A 15144-nucleotide genomic window follows, 5' to 3' on the forward strand; every position below is an offset into this window, starting at 1 on the left:
GTCGGTCGGCCGGTGTTCCGGTCGATCCGGTCTGGTCAGTTCTGGGCTGCTGCGGCGGCCTTCGCCGCGTGCGGTGCGGCGTCGGCGATCTTCGAGAAGGCGTCGTCGTCGAGGGCCGACGAGACGAACCATGCCTCGAACGCACTCGGCGGCGCGTAGATCCCGCGCGCGAGCAGGGCATGGAAGAAGTCCGGGAAACGCCACGTGTCGGCGGCCTTCGCCTCGGCGTAGTTGGTGACGGGCTTCTCGGTGAAGAAGACGCTGACCAGGGTGCCGGCGTACTGGACGCGGTGCGGGACGCCCTCGGCGGTGAGCGCGTCGCCCAGCAGGGTCCCCAGGGTCTGTGCATTCCGCTCGAGCGCCGCGTACACGGCGTCGTCGGCGGCGCGCAGGTTCGCCAGACCGGCGGCGACCGCGACGGGATTACCCGACAGCGTGCCCGCCTGGTAGACGGGGCCCGCCGGGGCCAGCTTGGCCATGACGTCGGCGCGGCCGCCGAACGCGGCGGCGGGCAGGCCACCGCTCATGACCTTGCCGAACGTGTAGAGGTCGCCGGCGACGCCGTCGCGGCCGAACCAACCGGAGCGGCTGACGCGGAAACCGGTCATGACCTCGTCCATGATCAGCAGCGCACCGTGCTCGGTGGTGAGCGCGCGCAGGCCCTCGTTGAAACCGGGCAGCGGCGCGACCGCGCCCATGTTGCCGGCGGCGGCCTCGGTGATGACGCACGCGATCTCGCCGGGGTTCGCGGCGAAGGCAGCGCGCACGGCCTCGAGGTCGTTGTAGGGCACGACGATGGTGTCCTCGGCCTGCGCGCCGGTCACGCCGGGCGACGTCGGGAGGCCGAAGGTGGCCAGACCCGAGCCGGCGTCGGCGAGCAGGGCGTCGACGTGACCGTGGTAGCAGCCGGAGAACTTGACGATCTTGGAGCGGCCGGTGAAGCCGCGGGCCAGGCGCACCGCGCTCATGGTGGCCTCGGTGCCGGAGTTGACCAGACGGACCTGCTCGACGGGCGCGACGCGCGAGACGATCTCCTCCGCGAGCGCGATCTCACCCTCGGTGGGGGCACCGAACGACAGGCCGGTGGTCGCGGCCTTCTGCACGGCCTCGACGACGGCCGGGTGCGCGTGCCCGAGGATCATCGGACCCCACGAGCACACGAGGTCGACATAGTCGTTGCCGTCGACGTCGGTGAGGGTGTAACCGGACGCCTTCTCGATGAACCGGGGGGCGCCGCCGACCGAACCGAACGCCCGGACCGGGGAGTTGACGCCGCCGGGGATCACCTTGGACGCCCGATCGAAGAGTTGGGTGGAACGGGCGTCACGAAGATCGGGTCCCAGGCCGGACCCGCTGGAGGCAGCAGTCACGGTTTCCAGTGTCCCAGTTCTGTCGAATTTGCCAACGACAGGGTGTAGGAGGTGGCCGGAATCACATCGGGTCGGTGTGTCCGTTCGCGCAGGTCGAGTGCCGGAGCGTTCCCCAGCAGGACCCGCCCGACCGCATTACCGTCGGGTCATGGCGACCACGGCGGACCATCTGCGGACGACTCTCGACGGACGATGGGCGGAGGTGCGCGAGAAGGCCCGGATCGATCTGTCGACGGACGAGTTCCGGCCCCACTACACGCCCGACACCGCGCAGGCTCGGGCGAAGACGCTCGAGCAGATGCGGGTTCTCGCGTCCGGCGGCTTCGTCGATCGCGGCTTCGGGGTCGAGATCGGCAGCGGGTCCGATCCCGGCGCGGCGGTGACCGCGATCGAGATGCTGGCGATGTCGGACCTGTCGCTCATGGTCAAGGCGGGCGTGCAGTGGGGGCTGTTCGGCGGTGCGATCGAGAACCTCGGCACCGCCGACCATCACGCCGAGTTCCTGCGGCCGATGATCGACCTGGATCTGCTGGGCTGTTTCGCGATGACCGAGACCGGGCACGGCAGCGACGTGCAGAGCCTCGAGACCACCGCCACGTACGACCCGGCCACCGACGAGTTCGTCGTGCACTCCCCCACCGCGTCGTCGCGCAAGGACTACATCGGCGGCGCCGCCGAGCACGCCCGGGTGGCAGCGGTGTTCGCGCAGTTGATCGTCGGTGACGAATCGCACGGCGTGCACTGCCTGGTGGTGCCGATCCGCAACGCCGACGGCACCGACCTGCCGGGCGTCACGACGTCGGACTGCGGCCTCAAGGGCGGTCTGCCCGGCGTCGACAACGGCCGCATCCTCTTCGACCAGGTCCGGGTGCCGCGCACGAATCTACTGAACCGGTACGGGTCGGTGGACGCCGACGGCGTGTACTCGTCACCGATCGAGAACAAGAACCGCCGCTTCTTCACGATGCTCGGCACACTGGTGCGCGGCCGGGTGACGGTGGGCGGGTCCGCGGCCGCGGCGGCCCGAGTGGCGCTCACGATCGCGACGCGGTACGCGTTGCAGCGCAAGCAGTTCAGCGCACCCAGCGGGAACGAGGCCACGCCGGATCCCGAGGTGCCGATCATGGACTACCTGGTGCACCAGCAGCGTCTGCTGCCGCACATCGCTCGCGCCTACGCGCTGGGCTTCGCGCAGAACGAACTGGTCGCGAAAATGCACGACGTCCAGACCGCCGACGAGGTCGATCCGACGGAGCAGCGCGAACTCGAATCGCGCGCCGCCGGACTCAAGGCCGCGAACACCTGGCACGCGACGCGCGCGATCCAGGAGTGCCGGGAGGCGTGCGGCGGCGCCGGCTACCTCGCCGAGAACCGTCTGACGGCGCTGAAAGCCGACACCGACGTCTTCACCACGTTCGAGGGTGACAACACGGTCCTCACCCAGCTGGTGGCGAAGGAACTGCTCACCAAGTACGCCGACGAGGTGCGCGGAATGAGCCCGGTCGAGTGGATGGGGTTCGCCGCCAACGCGTTCGGTGATGCGGTCCGGTCTCGCACAGCAGCACAGCAGATCATCCAGACGATTCTCGACACCCGCCAGGACAACGAGGAGGACGGCAGCCTCTTCAACCGCGGCACCCAGATGACGATGTTCGAGGACCGCGAGGAGTACCTGCTCGCGACGGCGGCCCGGCGCCTGCAGGCCGCGCGCAAGCGCGAGGACGATCCGTTCGACGCCTTCAACTTCGTGCAGGACCACGTGCTGCACGCGGCCCGCGCCCACATCGACCGCGTGGTACTGGAGGCGTTCATCGCCGGCATCGACGAGTGCGCCGACGAGGCCGCCCGGGATCTGCTGAGCGATCTGTGCGACCTGTTCGCGCTCACGGTCATCGACGAAGACAAGGCGTGGTTCATGGAGCACCGCATGCTGTCGGTCGAACGCGCGAAGGCGGTGCGCCGCGGCATCAACGAACGCTGCCGAACGCTGCGCCCGCACGCGGCGACGCTCGTCGACGGCCTGGGTGTGCCGGACGCCCTCGCGGGTGCGGCGATGCTCGACGGCCGGTAGACGGTCAGTAGTCGACCGGTCGGGTGCCCACGATCGCGGTCGCGTCGAGTTCGTCGGAGTGGACGATCCGCGCGAGCAGTCCTGCGGTCGTGAAGATTTCGATGGACGCGGGCGCTTGGTGAAAGCTGGTCTCGACCAGCAGGTGCCCGCCCGGCCGGAGCCAGCGCGGGGCCGCGTCGGCCACGGCCCGTTGGAAGTCCAGTCCGTCGGGCCCGCCGTCGAGAGCCGTGCGCGGTTCGTGGTCGCGGGCCTCGGGCGGCATCAGCGCGATCGCGTCGCTGGGCACGTACGGGACGTTGGCGACCACGACGTCGACCTGCCCTCGCAGGGTCTCGGGCAGTGCGTCGAACAGGTCGCCCTCGTGGACGCGTCCACCGACCGGTTCGACGTTGCGGCGGGCGCAGCGGACGGCGGCGGGATCGAGGTCGGCGGCATGGAGTTCGACACCGTCGATCGCCCCTGCGATCACGGCACCGATAGCGCCGGATCCGCAGCACAGGTCCACGGCGACGTCGCCCGGACACAGGAGCGCCACCGCCTCTCGTACGAGCAGTTCGGTCCGGCGTCGCGGGACGAAGACACCGGGCGCGGCATCGATTCGCCTGCCGCAGAACTCGACCCAGCCGAGCACGTGCTCGAGCGGAATCCCGGCGACTCGGCGGTCGATCATGCCGGACAGCTCGTCGGGGGTGGATGCCGCGGACATCAGCAGGTGCGCCTCGTCCTCGGCGAAGACGCAACCGGCGGTGCGCAGCGTGGCGACGACCACCGGGAGTGCGAAGTGCGAACGGTTGCTTTCGGGAGCGTGCACGTGAGGCCTTTCGACATACCGAAGAGGCTCCCGCGGCGGGACTACGCGGACGAGACCGCGCGACACGGAGACGAGAGCACCCTGCCTGGCTGAGCGTTGATGGATCTCACCTCCTCGGTCTGCACTCCCGATCGGTCACGAACACCGCGAGACTACCGCGGATCGACGCACCTGACGCCTACGATTGTTCGATGCCGAAGTGGTTCGAGCTGTCCGCCGGCGACGAGTCTCTGCTGGAGACGGCATCCTTCGTCCGTCGCTTCTCCGTCGACCTGTCGGTCTCCGCCGAGGCCGCGTGGGCAGAACTGACCCGCGACGACGCACTCGCATGGTGCGGGTCCGTCAGCGGTACCCGATACCTCACACCACGCCCCTTCGGCGCGGGCACACGACGTGAACTGTCGATGCGGCCGACCGCACTGAAGGCCACCGAGGAGTACTTCCGCTGGGAGGAAACCGCTGGAGTGCGGTATCGGAACACCTTTTACGTCAGCCGGTTCACCGCTCCCGGTCTGCGGCAGTTCGTCGAGGACACCCACGTCGAACAGCTCACTTCGGGCTCGCGACTCACGTGGACGTTCGCGATCGAACCGGGGCCGGTGCTCCGTGGTCCGCTGCGCCTCGGCGCGCCGGCGGTCACCGCCGGACTGCATCGTGTCGTGACGGATACCGCGGAGTATCTCGGACGCTCGCGGTAAACATGGCGGACGCCCGTCCTGAGTCCCGAGCCCCGAGCCCCGAGCCCTGAGCCCTGAGCCCTGCGGCTAGCCGGTCGTGAGCGCGAAGACCGGATGGTCGACGGGCTCCGGCAGCTTCTCCCAGTACCCCTGCACCGTTCTGCCCGCCTTGGCCCGATACGCCGCAATGATGGGATCCCGATCCGCGATGGGGACCTCTGCGGCGTTGTAGTGCACGGTGTGGCCGCGGCGGCTCACGTCCACCTCGGGGCTGGCGCGCAGGTTGCGGACCCACTCCGACTCCCCGCGCGTGGAGACCAGGTAGCGCACCCCGTCGACGTCCACGGGGACAACGGGAACCGATCGCGGTTCGTGACTGCGCCGGCCAGTGACGGTGATCTTCTCGGTGCCGCTGATGCCGGTCGCGAGGGCGATACGGTTGAACACCTCGCGGACCAGCAGCGGCGGTTTCAGGTATGCCATAACCGCAGTATGAGCGCGTTCACCGGACATGTCACCGACAAGCTGTCACCGATCGACTGCGGTCCGAACCGCGCCTGCCCGAGTAGCTTGGGACGAACCGGACGATTCGAGGGGGAACAATGACGGCCTGGGTCGAGGTCCTGGTGACCATGGCGGACGGTCCGAGCCTGCCGGTCCGGGGCGTGATCCGAAAGACGCCGGACACCCCTGAGCGCATCAACTTCGCGTTTGCTGCAGACCGTGAACCGGTCGTAGTCGGGATCGGCGGCGGCGATGTCCGCGTGTGGCGCGACCGCTCCCGGATGCGGATCGAAACCCCCGACGGGCGACCGGTGTTCATCACCGACGGCGACAGCGCGTGGCAGTTCGGACCCACCGACGAGCCACCGATCCGCAGCGACGCCCGGCGCGTCCGCTACCTCGGCACCGGGAATGAACTGCTGTCCAACCGGCCCGCCCACGACTGGCTCGGCGACGACTACACCCGACCGGTCGGGCCGATCGAGAACGTCACATTCCTCGAAAGAGACTGCTGGGCAGTGGACCTGGCGCCCGGACCTCACCAGACAGGTCTCCTGCGGATCGTTGTCGACCGCGAGAGCGGCGCGGTGCTCGAGCAGCGAAACGACACCGCCGAGGTGGACGTCGCCTACACCGAGATCTCGGTCGGGGAACCCGTCGGCCATGAACTGTTCACCTGGACCGGGCCGTCTCGCGACTTCGACGAGGAACGTCGAGCACGCGCAGAACTGGCCCGAGCCGACGACGCGAACAGGCTCGCGTGGTTCCACACCAACGTCGCCGACAGTCTGCCGGTCGTCCGGATACCGCTCCCGCTGCGGGTCGAGAGCATTCACACTCTCGACGAGGGAACCGGTGCATTCCAGGCGTCCATCGCGGCCGGGTTCGTCAACGGCATGCTGGCACGCCGTCCCCGATCCGATCAGCCGTGGAATCTCCGCTGGCACGGAGACGTTCAGCGCTGGTCGACCGACGAGTTCGACTGGGCCACAGTTCTGTACCAGGGCGCATTCGACGTCGACACCCTCACGGCACTGCAGGCCGCGCTGCATCCCGGCGAAACCGCGATCACCGACTGACCGGCCCGCCACTGCGGCGATCCGGTCAGTCCACGGATCCGCTCAGTCCACGAACGCCAGCACCCGGCACGGTCCGCCGGACCCGCCGCGATGCTTGGGCGCCCCGACCACGACGGTCGCCCCCACCGGCGGCAGGGCCGACAGGTTCGCCAGCGATTCGATGCCGTACTTGCCGGCGCCGAGGGCCGCGACGTGAGCGCCGTACGTGCGGCTGCGCGCGGCGTCCAGGCTCAGCGTGTCGACCCCGATCGCCACGATGTCGCGTTCCTCGACGAGGAAGGTGACTGCGTCGGGGTCGAATCCTGGGGAATGCGGTGTGCCGGACGGGTCCAATCCGACGTATTTCCGGGGGTTCGCGACATGCGCATCCCAGCCCGAGTTCATCGCGACCACCGAGCGCGCCGGGAGTCGACCGTGCACGCGCTCCCAGGCCTCGAGGTCGGCAACCGTCAGCACGGCGTCCGCGTCGGACCTGGCCCTGTCCGAGATGTCCACGACGGCGATGGGCGCGACGAAGTCCTCGATCGGCAGTTCCTCGACGGTGCAACCGTCGACAATCTTGTGGGCGGGCGCGTCGATGTGCGTCCCGACGTGCTCACAGTACGAGACCCGGTTGACGAGGAACTCGCCGCGCGCGGGTCCGAACGATCCACCCAGCGATCCCGTGAGCGACCCGAGCGGACTCGAATCGATCACGACGACGGGCTCCATCGCGAACGCTTCGCTGCCCGGCCACACCGGGAAATCGGCGGTGAGCGTATGCGTGAGATCGACGACCGAGCGCGCCCGGATCGAGATCGCCGGGGCTGCGGGCGTGGCAACTGCTGCGCGGGGAGCGAGCACCCCGCCGAGAGCCGCCAGACTGGCGACGCCGAACAGACCCCGCCGACTCATCCTCGGCCCGGTCGCACTCGGCCCGGTCTCACCGATCGTCCGGTGCACATGCGTCATCACCTCGGGAGCACACACGAGTTGCTCCTAGGAAGAGGCGGGGGCGACGCGCAGCACCTTGTCGCCCGACCCGTTGTCGGTGGTCACGAGCAGACTGCCGTCGGGCATCCGGGTGGCCGAACGCAGCCGCCCCTGGTCGGTGAGTACCGAATCCGTTGCGGTCACCGCGGTGCCGTCGGCGGACAGCTTCAGGAGCAGCATCTTCCGCCCCTGCTGGGTGGTGACCGCGAGGGCCCCGTCCCACTCACCCCACGCGGGACCGGAGACGAAGGTGCCGCCCGGGGTCGCGAGGGTCGGTGCCCCCGAACTCCACACCGCCGCAACCGCTCCGGGAACGCGGTCCGGATCGGTCATCGGCACGCTCTCGTCGTAGACGAACGGGGCACGGTCGGGGCGGTACCCGTAGTTGTTGCCGGCGGCGAGCAGGTTCACCTCGTCGTCGCGACTGGTGCCCTGCTCGATTCCGTAGATCCGGCCGCTACCCGGCTGCAGCGCCAGGCCCTGCACGTTGCGATGCCCGAGCGTGAAGACCGGGCTGTTCGGGAACGGGTTGCCCGCGGCAGGCGAGCCGTCCGTGTCGACGTGCAACACCTTGCCGCCGAGCGAGTTCGGATCCTGCGGCACCGTCGGGCTCGCAGTGTCACCCGTCCCGACGTACAGGGTGCCGTCCGGGTGCGCCAGGATCCGGCACCCACCGTGGCGCCCGTTGGGACCGGTCGGGATCCCGGTGAGGACGTCACCCGTGCGGGTCAGGGTGGTCCAACCGGGATCCACCGTCCACGAGACGACGCGGATGTCGGCGCCGGCGGCGGCACTGCCGAGTGACCCGGTATCGACCGAGCCGGTACCGAGCGAACCGTTGTCCGATCCGCGGTGTCCCTGGCACGTGAAGACGGTGCGACTCGTCGCGAAATCCGTGGCCAGCGCGATGCCCATCAGCCCGGTCTCGCCCTGCGCATACAGATCCGACAGGTCCGCACTCAGCTCGCCGACACTGTCGTCGGGGCGCTTGACGACGAAGCGGCCGGCCCGTTCACCCGTGAGGACCGCACCGTCGGGCGCGACCACGACGTCCCACGGCTTCTCGAGACCGTCGATCACCGTGGTGACCTCCAGTGGCGGCGACGACTCGACGGGCTCGGCGCATGCCGTCGGCGCCGTCCCGATACCGATGATCGCTGCCGCGACTGCGGCCCCTGCTCCGAGCGTCGACCTGCGCACGAACGACCCCTCCCCTGTCGGCTTGTGATGTGCCGCTCACCCTACGCGGACTCACCGACGTATGGTTCCGGAGTCGACGGACGGGCGACCGGTCAGGCGCAGGCAGCCACGGCCATGTCCAGGATTCGCGAGGCCTGCTCGTCGGACGGAACCGTCGTGCCGTTGGCGGCGAGCCCCTTGACCGCTTGCTTCAATTCGTCGTCGCTCGCGCCCTTTTCACGCAGCGCGCACGTGTCGTCGACGATCGCCTCGATCGAGTCGTCGTCTCGGTCGGTGGCCAGATCCGAGTACGAGGCACGGAAGGTGGCGACGAACGCCGCCTGCTTGGCGCTGTCGACGGCGTCACCCGCTCCGGCGGCAACGCTGGACGCGGCGCTCGAGGCCGAGGACGCCATCTCGGAAGCCTTGTCCCCGAGATCGTTTGCGGCCGACGACGCCGTGGTCGTGGCGGACGCGGTCACCGAGGCATCGGTCGAGTCGTTGTCGTCGCTGCTGCATGAACTGGCGAAAACGACTGTGGCGGAGGCGATCATGATTGCGGAGGCGATCTTCTTCCTGTTCATGACTACGAGTTTTGCACCGCTGGGGAAGTTCTGCCCGGCAACCGGTGACGTCGTCGGGGTATCCGGACGGCGATCCTCCCGGTCGCGCCGTTCGGCGGGATCGGAGGCGGGACCGTCGAGGTCAGTGGAAGCGCCTCAGGCGCAGGCTGTTGGCGACCACGAACAGCGACGACAGCGCCATCGCCAGGCCCGCGATCATCGGGTTGAGCAGGCCGGTCGCGGCGAGCGGGATCGCTGCGACGTTGTAGGCGAACGCCCAGAACAGGTTTCCCTTGATGGTGGCGAGGGTCCGTCGCGACAGCCGGATCGCGTCCGGCACCGACCGCAGGTCGCCGCGCACGAGCGTCAGATCACTCGCCTCGATTGCGGCATCGGTACCGGTGCCCATCGCGATCCCGACGTCGGCGGTCGCGAGCGCGGCGGCATCGTTGACGCCGTCGCCGACCATCGCGACGGCGCCTTCCTCGCGCAGTCGGGCGATCGTGGCGGCCTTCTGGTCGGGCAGCACCTCGGCGATGACGCGGTCGATCCCGACCTCGCGTGCGACCGCGGTCGCAACGGCCTGCGCGTCACCGGTGAGCAGCACCGGGGTCATGCCGAGTCCGCGGATCTCGCGGATCGCTTCGGCGCTGGTGGGCTTCACGGCGTCGGCGACGACCAGCGCGCCCCGCACCCGCCCGTCCCACGACACGATCACCGATGTCCGGCCCTCCGGGAGCAGCCCCCGCACCGCGGCCGGGACCTCGCCCTGCGCGCGCCCGACGCGGACCTCGTGACCGTTTACGGCGCCCTCGACGCCGATTCCCGGACGGTTCACGAATCCGCTCACCGGCAACGGCTGCGGCACCGCGCGTACGATCGCCTGCGCGACCGGATGCTCCGACCCGGATTCGACGGCCGCGGCCAGTTCCAGCACCCGATCGCGGTCCTCCCCCGGCACCGCGACGACGTCCTCGAGCTCCATCCGGCCGGTGGTGACGGTGCCGGTCTTGTCGAGAACGACGGTTGCGATACCGCGGGTCTGCTCGAGCACCTCCGGCCCCTTGATGAGGATGCCCAGCTGTGCGCCGCGGCCGGTTCCGACGAGCAGGGCGGTGGGTGTCGCGAGCCCCAGCGCGCACGGGCACGCGACGATCAGGACCGCGACCGCGGCGGTGAAGGCCTCCGTGGTCTCCCGCCCCACCAGCAGCCATACCGCGAGGGTCACCGCGGCGATCACCAGGACCACCGGCACGAACACCGCCGACACCCGGTCCGCGAGTCGCTGGGCGTGCGCCTTGCCGCTCTGCGCCTCGGTCACCAGCTTCGCGATGTGTGCCAGTTGCGTGTCGGCTCCGACGCGTTCGGCCCGCACGGTGAGCAGGCCGTCGGTGTCGAGCGTGCCGCCGACGACCGTGTCGCCCTCCGCTACCTCGACCGGCACGGACTCGCCCGTGAGCATGGACGTGTCGACGGCCGCGCGGCCGCGCACGATCCGGCCGTCGGTCGCGATCTTCTCGCCGGGCCGCACCACGAATTCGTCGCCGACCCGCAACGCCGACACCGGGATCCGCTGCTCGGCGCCGTCCCGCAGTACCGAGACGTCCTTGGCGCCGACCTCGAGCAGCGCGCGCAACGCGGCACCGGATCGGCGTTTGGCCCGCGCCTCGGCGTATCGGCCGGCCAGCAGGAACGTGGTGACGCCGGCCGCGACCTCGAGATAGATCTGGCCGGACGGATCGTGCGCGCCGGGGCGGAACGTGAACTCGTGCGTCGCGCCGATGTGTCCGGCGGTGCCGAACGCCAGCGCCCACGTCGACCACCCGTACGCGGCGAGGGTGCCGAGCGAGACGAGCGTGTCCATCGTCGCCATCCCGTGCCGGGCGGTGACGGCCGCGGCGCGGTGGAACGGATAGCCGCACCAGAACACGACGAGGGTGGTGAGGGCGAACGCGATCCACTGCCAGTAATCGAACTGCAACGGCGGGATCATCGACACCAGGACGACCGGCACCGACGCGACGGTCGCGACCGCGAGCCGAATTCCGAGGCGGTCGCGCGCGGCCTCCACCTCGGCGGGTTCCTCCGGCGCCGCGACGGCGGCCGTGTATCCGGTCTTCTCGACGACGTCGATGAGGTCCTGCACCGGCAGGTCGTCGGGGAACTCGACGTGCGCCTGCTCGGTGGCGTAGTTGACGGTGGCGGTGACCCCGTCGAGCTTGCCGAGCTTGCGCTCGATCCGGGCCGCGCACGACGCACAGGTCATGCCGCCGACGTCGAGTTCGACGGTGCGCGGCGCCGTGGTGGTCACTACCGGGCCAGTTCGTAACCCGCCTCGGTCACCGCGGCAGCGACGGCGACGGTGTCCAGCGGGGAATCACTCTGCACGACGACCCGGCCGGACTCGACGTCCACGTCGACCGCCGTGACCCCGGACAGATCGCTGATCTCCTCGGTGACCGCGGCAGCGCAGTGCTGACACGTCATGCCCTTGACGAGGTAGGTGTGCTCCATCGGAGGCCTCCTTCGGTTCGGAATCGCACCGGGGTCAGGATCGCACCAGGCGCGCGATCGCGTCGGACGCTTCCTTGACCTTGGCGTCCGCCTCCGGGCCGCCCTTCTTCGCGGCCTCGACGACGCAGCCCGCGAGATGCGCCTCGAGAAGCTTGAGCGACACCGACTGCAGCGCGGACGTGGCCGCGGACACCTGGGTGAGGACGTCGATGCAGTAGCGGTCGTCCGCGATCATCCGCGAAATACCCTGCACCTGCCCCTCGATGCGCCGCAGGCGCTTGAGCAGGTCTTCCTGCTGCGGGCTGTATCCGTTCATGTCACCCATGATACCCCCTATGGGTACTCGAGCGACGGCGTCGACGGATCGCGTCGAGCGCGAGCAGCCCCGCCACCAGCACCGCGGTGAACGCCGCCGCGATCCACGGACCCGAATAGTCGGCCGACCGGAAGAACGGCCCGCCCGGCACGACGGGCGCGAACTCGTGATCCGTCACCCCTCGCGTCCAGCACCACACCGCGACGGCGAGCAGCACGACGGCCGCGGCCGCCTCGCCGACCGGTACCAGCGTGCCGCGGTTCACGAGGCCACACCCTTCGCGTCCGCGACCGCCGCGGTCAGGGCGTCCCGCAGGCCCTCGTCGTCCCGCGCCCACGCCTGCGCGAGGCTGCCGTCCCGCAGGCGCAGGCCGATACCCGTCCGCCGGCGCGGCACCCCGGACAGTTCACCGAGCGTGCGTGCGCTCTCCCACGGTTGCGGTTCGTCCGCGTAGGGATCGGCCTCCGGCAGCACCTCGTCGATCTCGTCGAGCGGCACCTCCTCGGCCCCCTGCCGCAACACCGAGTCCGTCAACAGCACGCTCACGTGCCGGCGCGCCGCGGCCACCTGCACGGACACGATGCCTGCCAGGATCGCCGCGAACAGCGTCAGTGCGAACCAGTGCACCACCGGGCCGGTCACCAACTCGATCACGAGGGCGACCACACAGAAGACGGGGCCGTAGGCCACCGTCCGCCACCGAGCGCCCTCCTCGAGGAACAGCGGCGCCCGCGCGTCGGCGCCGCCCGGATCAGGCACCTTGCCCGGCTCAGGCACTGCGCTCGAACCACTCACGTGCACCCTCCCTGAACACCAGCACACAGGCCACCGACAGCAGCACCGGAATCACCAACAGCGCCGGGGCGAGGACCCCGATCGCCACCATCGCGACGACGGCCAGCGCGAACACCCCGCACAACACCGCGACGACCGACCGCAGACGCCGATCCCCCGCGCGCACCGGGGCAGCGAGGAAGCCGATCGCGACCCCGAACGACACGGACCCGACGCCGATCCCGCGCAGCAACCAGACGAACGCTCCGACGTCGGAATCGTGGCTGCCGCGGATGGCGTCGGCGGACGTCGTCGCCGCGAGCAGACCGAAGAGCACCATGAGGGCAGCGCACAGCACCCAGATCCAGTAGGCGACCGACACCGGGCGCGGGGGACGTTCGCTCACGACCCCATCCTGGGGTATCGCGCAGACGGGCGCAGCACCGAGGTCGCGCAGGGCCGGGGGGACGTCACGCAGCGAGGACACCCGGCAGGATCAGGAGCAGCAACGTGGCGATCCCGAACAGTGCGACCACTGCGATCCACACCAGTTCTCGTCGCCCACCGGTCCGATGTTCGACGCGCATCCCAACCCCCTGATTCCGAACGAACACGCTGGTCATGTGACTCGATTCACACTACAACGCAGGCTCGGGAAGACCGAATCGGAAGAACCGGTCAGCGCGCGGGAGGCGCCGGCGGCAGATTCAGGAAGTACGCGTTGGATTCCTTGCGGTGCATCAGGACGATCGCGCCGATCGCGGCGACCGCTTGCAGGATGCCGGCACCGCCCATCAGCAGCGCGGCCGTGCCGCTCCCCGCGCCCGCGCCGAACAGCGTCGGAATTGCGGAGAAGACCGTGAACACCCCGGCCATGGTGAGCAGCATCCGGGCCCAGTTCTTGCCCTTGCGCATCTTGAAGGCGAACAGGATCGTCAGCCCGCCGAGCACGAGGGTGAGAATCACGCCCGTGGCGACCAGGCCCAGCGTCAGGAGCTGGTCGACCTCGGTGCGCGTGGGCAGCGGATCGATGTTCTGCTTCGCGAACTCGTCCATCAGCTGATCGACGAACGAGGACCGGTCGCTGTGGACGAAGAACAGTGCCGCGGCGAGATACACGACGCCCAAGGCCGCGACCACGAACCACAGCTGGAACGCGGTGACGACGTCGGCCGGTACCGGGCGCTTCTCCTGTGGGGCCGGCGGCACCGGGTATCGGCCCGGGTCGCCGCCCGGGTACTGGGGCGGGCCTACCGGACCTTGCGGGGTGCCCGGCCACGGGTCGGGCTGTCCCGGCTGCTGCGGAGGCCCGGGCCACTGCCCGGTCATGCCAGCCACCCCGCCGCCTCGGCGGCCCAGTAGGTCAGCACGATGTCGGCACCCGCACGGCGAATGCTCAGCAGGGATTCGAGGACCGCGGCGTCACGGTCGATCCAACCGTTCTGCGCGGCGGCGGTGATCATCGCGTACTCACCGGAGATCTGGTACGCGGCCACCGGGACCGTCGACCGGTCCGCGACCTCGCGCAGCACGTCCAGGTAGGACATCGCGGGCTTGACCATCACCAGGTCGGCGCCCTCCGCGAGATCGAGATCCACCTCGAGCAGCGACTCGCGGCGGTTCGCCGGATCCTGCTGGTAGGTGCGGCGGTCGCCCTCGAGCGACGAGCCGACGGCCTCCCGGAACGGGCCGTAGAACGCCGACGCGTACTTCGCCGAGTACGCCAACTGCCCGACCTCGGTGTGACCGGCGGCGTCGAGACCCTTGCGGATCGCGGCGACCTGGCCGTCCATCATGCCGCTGGGTCCGAGCAGGTGGGCGCCGGCGTCGGCCTGCGCGACCGCCATGTCGACGTAGCGGGCCAGCGTCGCGTCGTTGTCGACCCGGCCGTCGGCGGTCAGCACACCGCAGTGCCCGTGCGACGTGAACTCGTCGAGGCACGTGTCCGCCATCACCACCGTCGCGTCACCGAGCTCGGACCGCAGTGCGGCCAGGCCCCGGTTGAGCACGCCGTCCGGATCGGTGGCACCGGAACCGTCCGGGTCCTTGTCCTCCTCGCGCGGCACACCGAACAGCATGAGCCCGCCGACACCGGCCGCGACCGCGTCGGTCGCGGCGCCGCGGAGCGAGTCCAGCGTGTGCTGGACGACGCCCGGCATCGACGAGATCGGACGCGGCTCGTCGATGCCGTCGGCGACGAACATCGGTAGCACGAGATGCCGCGGTTCGAGCGACGTCTCGGCGACCAGTCGGCGCAGCGCGGGAGTACCGCGCAGACGACGGGGACGGTGAACTGGAAACACGGTTCTCCCGA

The 15144-nt window shown here is 70.0% G+C and carries 17 protein-coding genes; 3 read left to right on the forward strand and 14 right to left on the reverse strand.

Annotated features, from left to right (window positions below; all coding sequences use genetic code 11):
• Positions 1–35 precede the first annotated feature (35 nt).
• A complete protein-coding gene (hemL, locus tag ABEU20_RS20905; RefSeq protein ID WP_420166304.1) occupies positions 36–1370 on the reverse strand; it encodes a glutamate-1-semialdehyde 2,1-aminomutase in 1335 nt (444 codons plus the stop codon).
• A 148-nt stretch (positions 1371–1518) separates the two neighbouring features.
• Between hemL and ABEU20_RS20910 the strand changes: the two genes are divergently transcribed.
• On the forward strand, positions 1519–3441 hold the full coding sequence (locus ABEU20_RS20910) for an acyl-CoA dehydrogenase family protein (RefSeq protein ID WP_420166305.1): 1923 nt from the start codon (positions 1519–1521) through the stop codon (positions 3439–3441).
• A 4-nt stretch (positions 3442–3445) separates the two neighbouring features.
• On the opposite strand, the gene ABEU20_RS20915 is transcribed toward ABEU20_RS20910, so the two are convergent.
• Entirely contained in the window at positions 3446–4252 is an 807-nt protein-coding gene (locus ABEU20_RS20915; RefSeq protein WP_420166306.1) for a putative protein N(5)-glutamine methyltransferase, read from the reverse strand.
• Between the two features lie 191 nt (positions 4253–4443).
• Between ABEU20_RS20915 and ABEU20_RS20920 the strand changes: the two genes are divergently transcribed.
• Positions 4444–4950 carry an SRPBCC family protein gene (locus tag ABEU20_RS20920; protein ID WP_420166307.1) on the forward strand — a complete coding sequence of 169 codons (507 nt, stop codon included), beginning with the start codon at positions 4444–4446 and terminating at the stop codon, positions 4948–4950.
• 66 nt (positions 4951–5016) lie between these two features.
• Here the strand turns inward: ABEU20_RS20920 and ABEU20_RS20925 are convergent, their stop codons facing one another.
• Positions 5017–5412, reverse strand: coding sequence for a nitroreductase family deazaflavin-dependent oxidoreductase (locus ABEU20_RS20925; protein ID WP_420166308.1), 396 nt, complete (start codon positions 5410–5412; stop codon positions 5017–5019).
• 119 nt (positions 5413–5531) lie between these two features.
• Here ABEU20_RS20925 and ABEU20_RS20930 point away from each other — a divergent pair, with 119 nt between their 5' ends.
• Positions 5532–6512 carry a hypothetical protein gene (locus tag ABEU20_RS20930; protein ID WP_420166309.1) on the forward strand — a complete coding sequence of 327 codons (981 nt, stop codon included), beginning with the start codon at positions 5532–5534 and terminating at the stop codon, positions 6510–6512.
• Between the two features lie 42 nt (positions 6513–6554).
• Here ABEU20_RS20930 and ABEU20_RS20935 read toward each other — a convergent pair whose 3' ends face one another.
• The 11 genes from ABEU20_RS20935 to hemB form a co-directional block, all read right to left on the reverse strand.
• A complete protein-coding gene (locus ABEU20_RS20935) occupies positions 6555–7481 on the reverse strand; it encodes a cyclase family protein (RefSeq protein ID WP_420166310.1) in 927 nt (308 codons plus the stop codon).
• Between the two features lie 9 nt (positions 7482–7490).
• Positions 7491–8684 (reverse strand): PQQ-dependent sugar dehydrogenase, encoded by a 1194-nt coding sequence (locus ABEU20_RS20940; protein ID WP_420166311.1) that lies wholly within the window; start codon positions 8682–8684, stop codon positions 7491–7493.
• Between the two features lie 92 nt (positions 8685–8776).
• Complete coding sequence (locus ABEU20_RS20945) at positions 8777–9247, reverse strand: hypothetical protein (RefSeq protein WP_420166312.1); 471 nt, start codon at positions 9245–9247, stop codon at positions 8777–8779.
• 121 nt (positions 9248–9368) lie between these two features.
• On the reverse strand, positions 9369–11537 hold the full coding sequence (locus tag ABEU20_RS20950; protein WP_420166313.1) for a heavy metal translocating P-type ATPase: 2169 nt from the start codon (positions 11535–11537) through the stop codon (positions 9369–9371).
• Positions 11537–11740 carry a heavy-metal-associated domain-containing protein gene (locus ABEU20_RS20955; protein ID WP_420166314.1) on the reverse strand — a complete coding sequence of 68 codons (204 nt, stop codon included), beginning with the start codon at positions 11738–11740 and terminating at the stop codon, positions 11537–11539. The genes ABEU20_RS20950 and ABEU20_RS20955 overlap by 1 nt, the downstream gene beginning before the upstream one ends.
• A 34-nt stretch (positions 11741–11774) precedes the next feature.
• Positions 11775–12056 (reverse strand): metal-sensitive transcriptional regulator, encoded by a 282-nt coding sequence (locus ABEU20_RS20960; protein WP_013416995.1) that lies wholly within the window; start codon positions 12054–12056, stop codon positions 11775–11777.
• A 1-nt stretch (position 12057) separates the two neighbouring features.
• A complete protein-coding gene (locus tag ABEU20_RS20965) occupies positions 12058–12321 on the reverse strand; it encodes a hypothetical protein (RefSeq protein WP_420166315.1) in 264 nt (87 codons plus the stop codon).
• Positions 12318–12815, reverse strand: a complete 498-nt coding sequence (locus ABEU20_RS20970) for a hypothetical protein (protein WP_420166566.1) — start codon at positions 12813–12815, stop codon at positions 12318–12320. Before ABEU20_RS20970 ends, ABEU20_RS20965 begins: the two co-directional genes overlap by 4 nt.
• Positions 12816–12825: 10 nt before the next feature.
• Positions 12826–13236: a hypothetical protein gene (locus ABEU20_RS20975; protein ID WP_420166316.1), complete on the reverse strand. Its 411-nt coding sequence runs from the start codon at positions 13234–13236 to the stop codon at positions 12826–12828.
• A gap of 272 nt (positions 13237–13508) precedes the next feature.
• Positions 13509–14159 carry a hypothetical protein gene (locus tag ABEU20_RS20980; RefSeq protein ID WP_420166317.1) on the reverse strand — a complete coding sequence of 217 codons (651 nt, stop codon included), beginning with the start codon at positions 14157–14159 and terminating at the stop codon, positions 13509–13511.
• The gene (hemB, locus tag ABEU20_RS20985; protein WP_420166318.1) at positions 14156–15133 is read right to left on the reverse strand and encodes a porphobilinogen synthase; all 978 of its coding nucleotides are present in this window, start codon (positions 15131–15133) and stop codon (positions 14156–14158) included. The genes ABEU20_RS20980 and hemB overlap by 4 nt, the downstream gene beginning before the upstream one ends.
• Between the last annotated feature and the right edge of the window lie 11 nt (positions 15134–15144).

This window comes from Rhodococcus parequi, from assembly GCF_046042785.1.
In the GTDB taxonomy this organism is placed as follows: domain Bacteria; phylum Actinomycetota; class Actinomycetes; order Mycobacteriales; family Mycobacteriaceae; genus Prescottella; species Prescottella parequi.

Bases quoted from the DNA above. Each gene is read 5' to 3' on its own strand.
- ABEU20_RS20955 (WP_420166314.1), bottom strand. From the start codon at position 11,740: ATGGAGCACACCTACCTCGTCAAGGGCATGACGTGTCAGCACTGCGCT.
- ABEU20_RS20910 (WP_420166305.1), top strand. From the start codon at position 1,519: ATGGCGACCACGGCGGACCATCTGCGGACGACTCTCGACGGACGATGG.
- ABEU20_RS20980 (WP_420166317.1), bottom strand. From the start codon at position 14,159: ATGACCGGGCAGTGGCCCGGGCCTCCGCAGCAGCCGGGACAGCCCGAC.
- ABEU20_RS20930 (WP_420166309.1), top strand. From the start codon at position 5,532: ATGACGGCCTGGGTCGAGGTCCTGGTGACCATGGCGGACGGTCCGAGC.
- ABEU20_RS20945 (WP_420166312.1), bottom strand. From the start codon at position 9,247: ATGAACAGGAAGAAGATCGCCTCCGCAATCATGATCGCCTCCGCCACA.
- ABEU20_RS20925 (WP_420166308.1), bottom strand. From the start codon at position 5,412: ATGGCATACCTGAAACCGCCGCTGCTGGTCCGCGAGGTGTTCAACCGT.
- ABEU20_RS20960 (WP_013416995.1), bottom strand. From the start codon at position 12,056: ATGAACGGATACAGCCCGCAGCAGGAAGACCTGCTCAAGCGCCTGCGG.
- ABEU20_RS20920 (WP_420166307.1), top strand. From the start codon at position 4,444: ATGCCGAAGTGGTTCGAGCTGTCCGCCGGCGACGAGTCTCTGCTGGAG.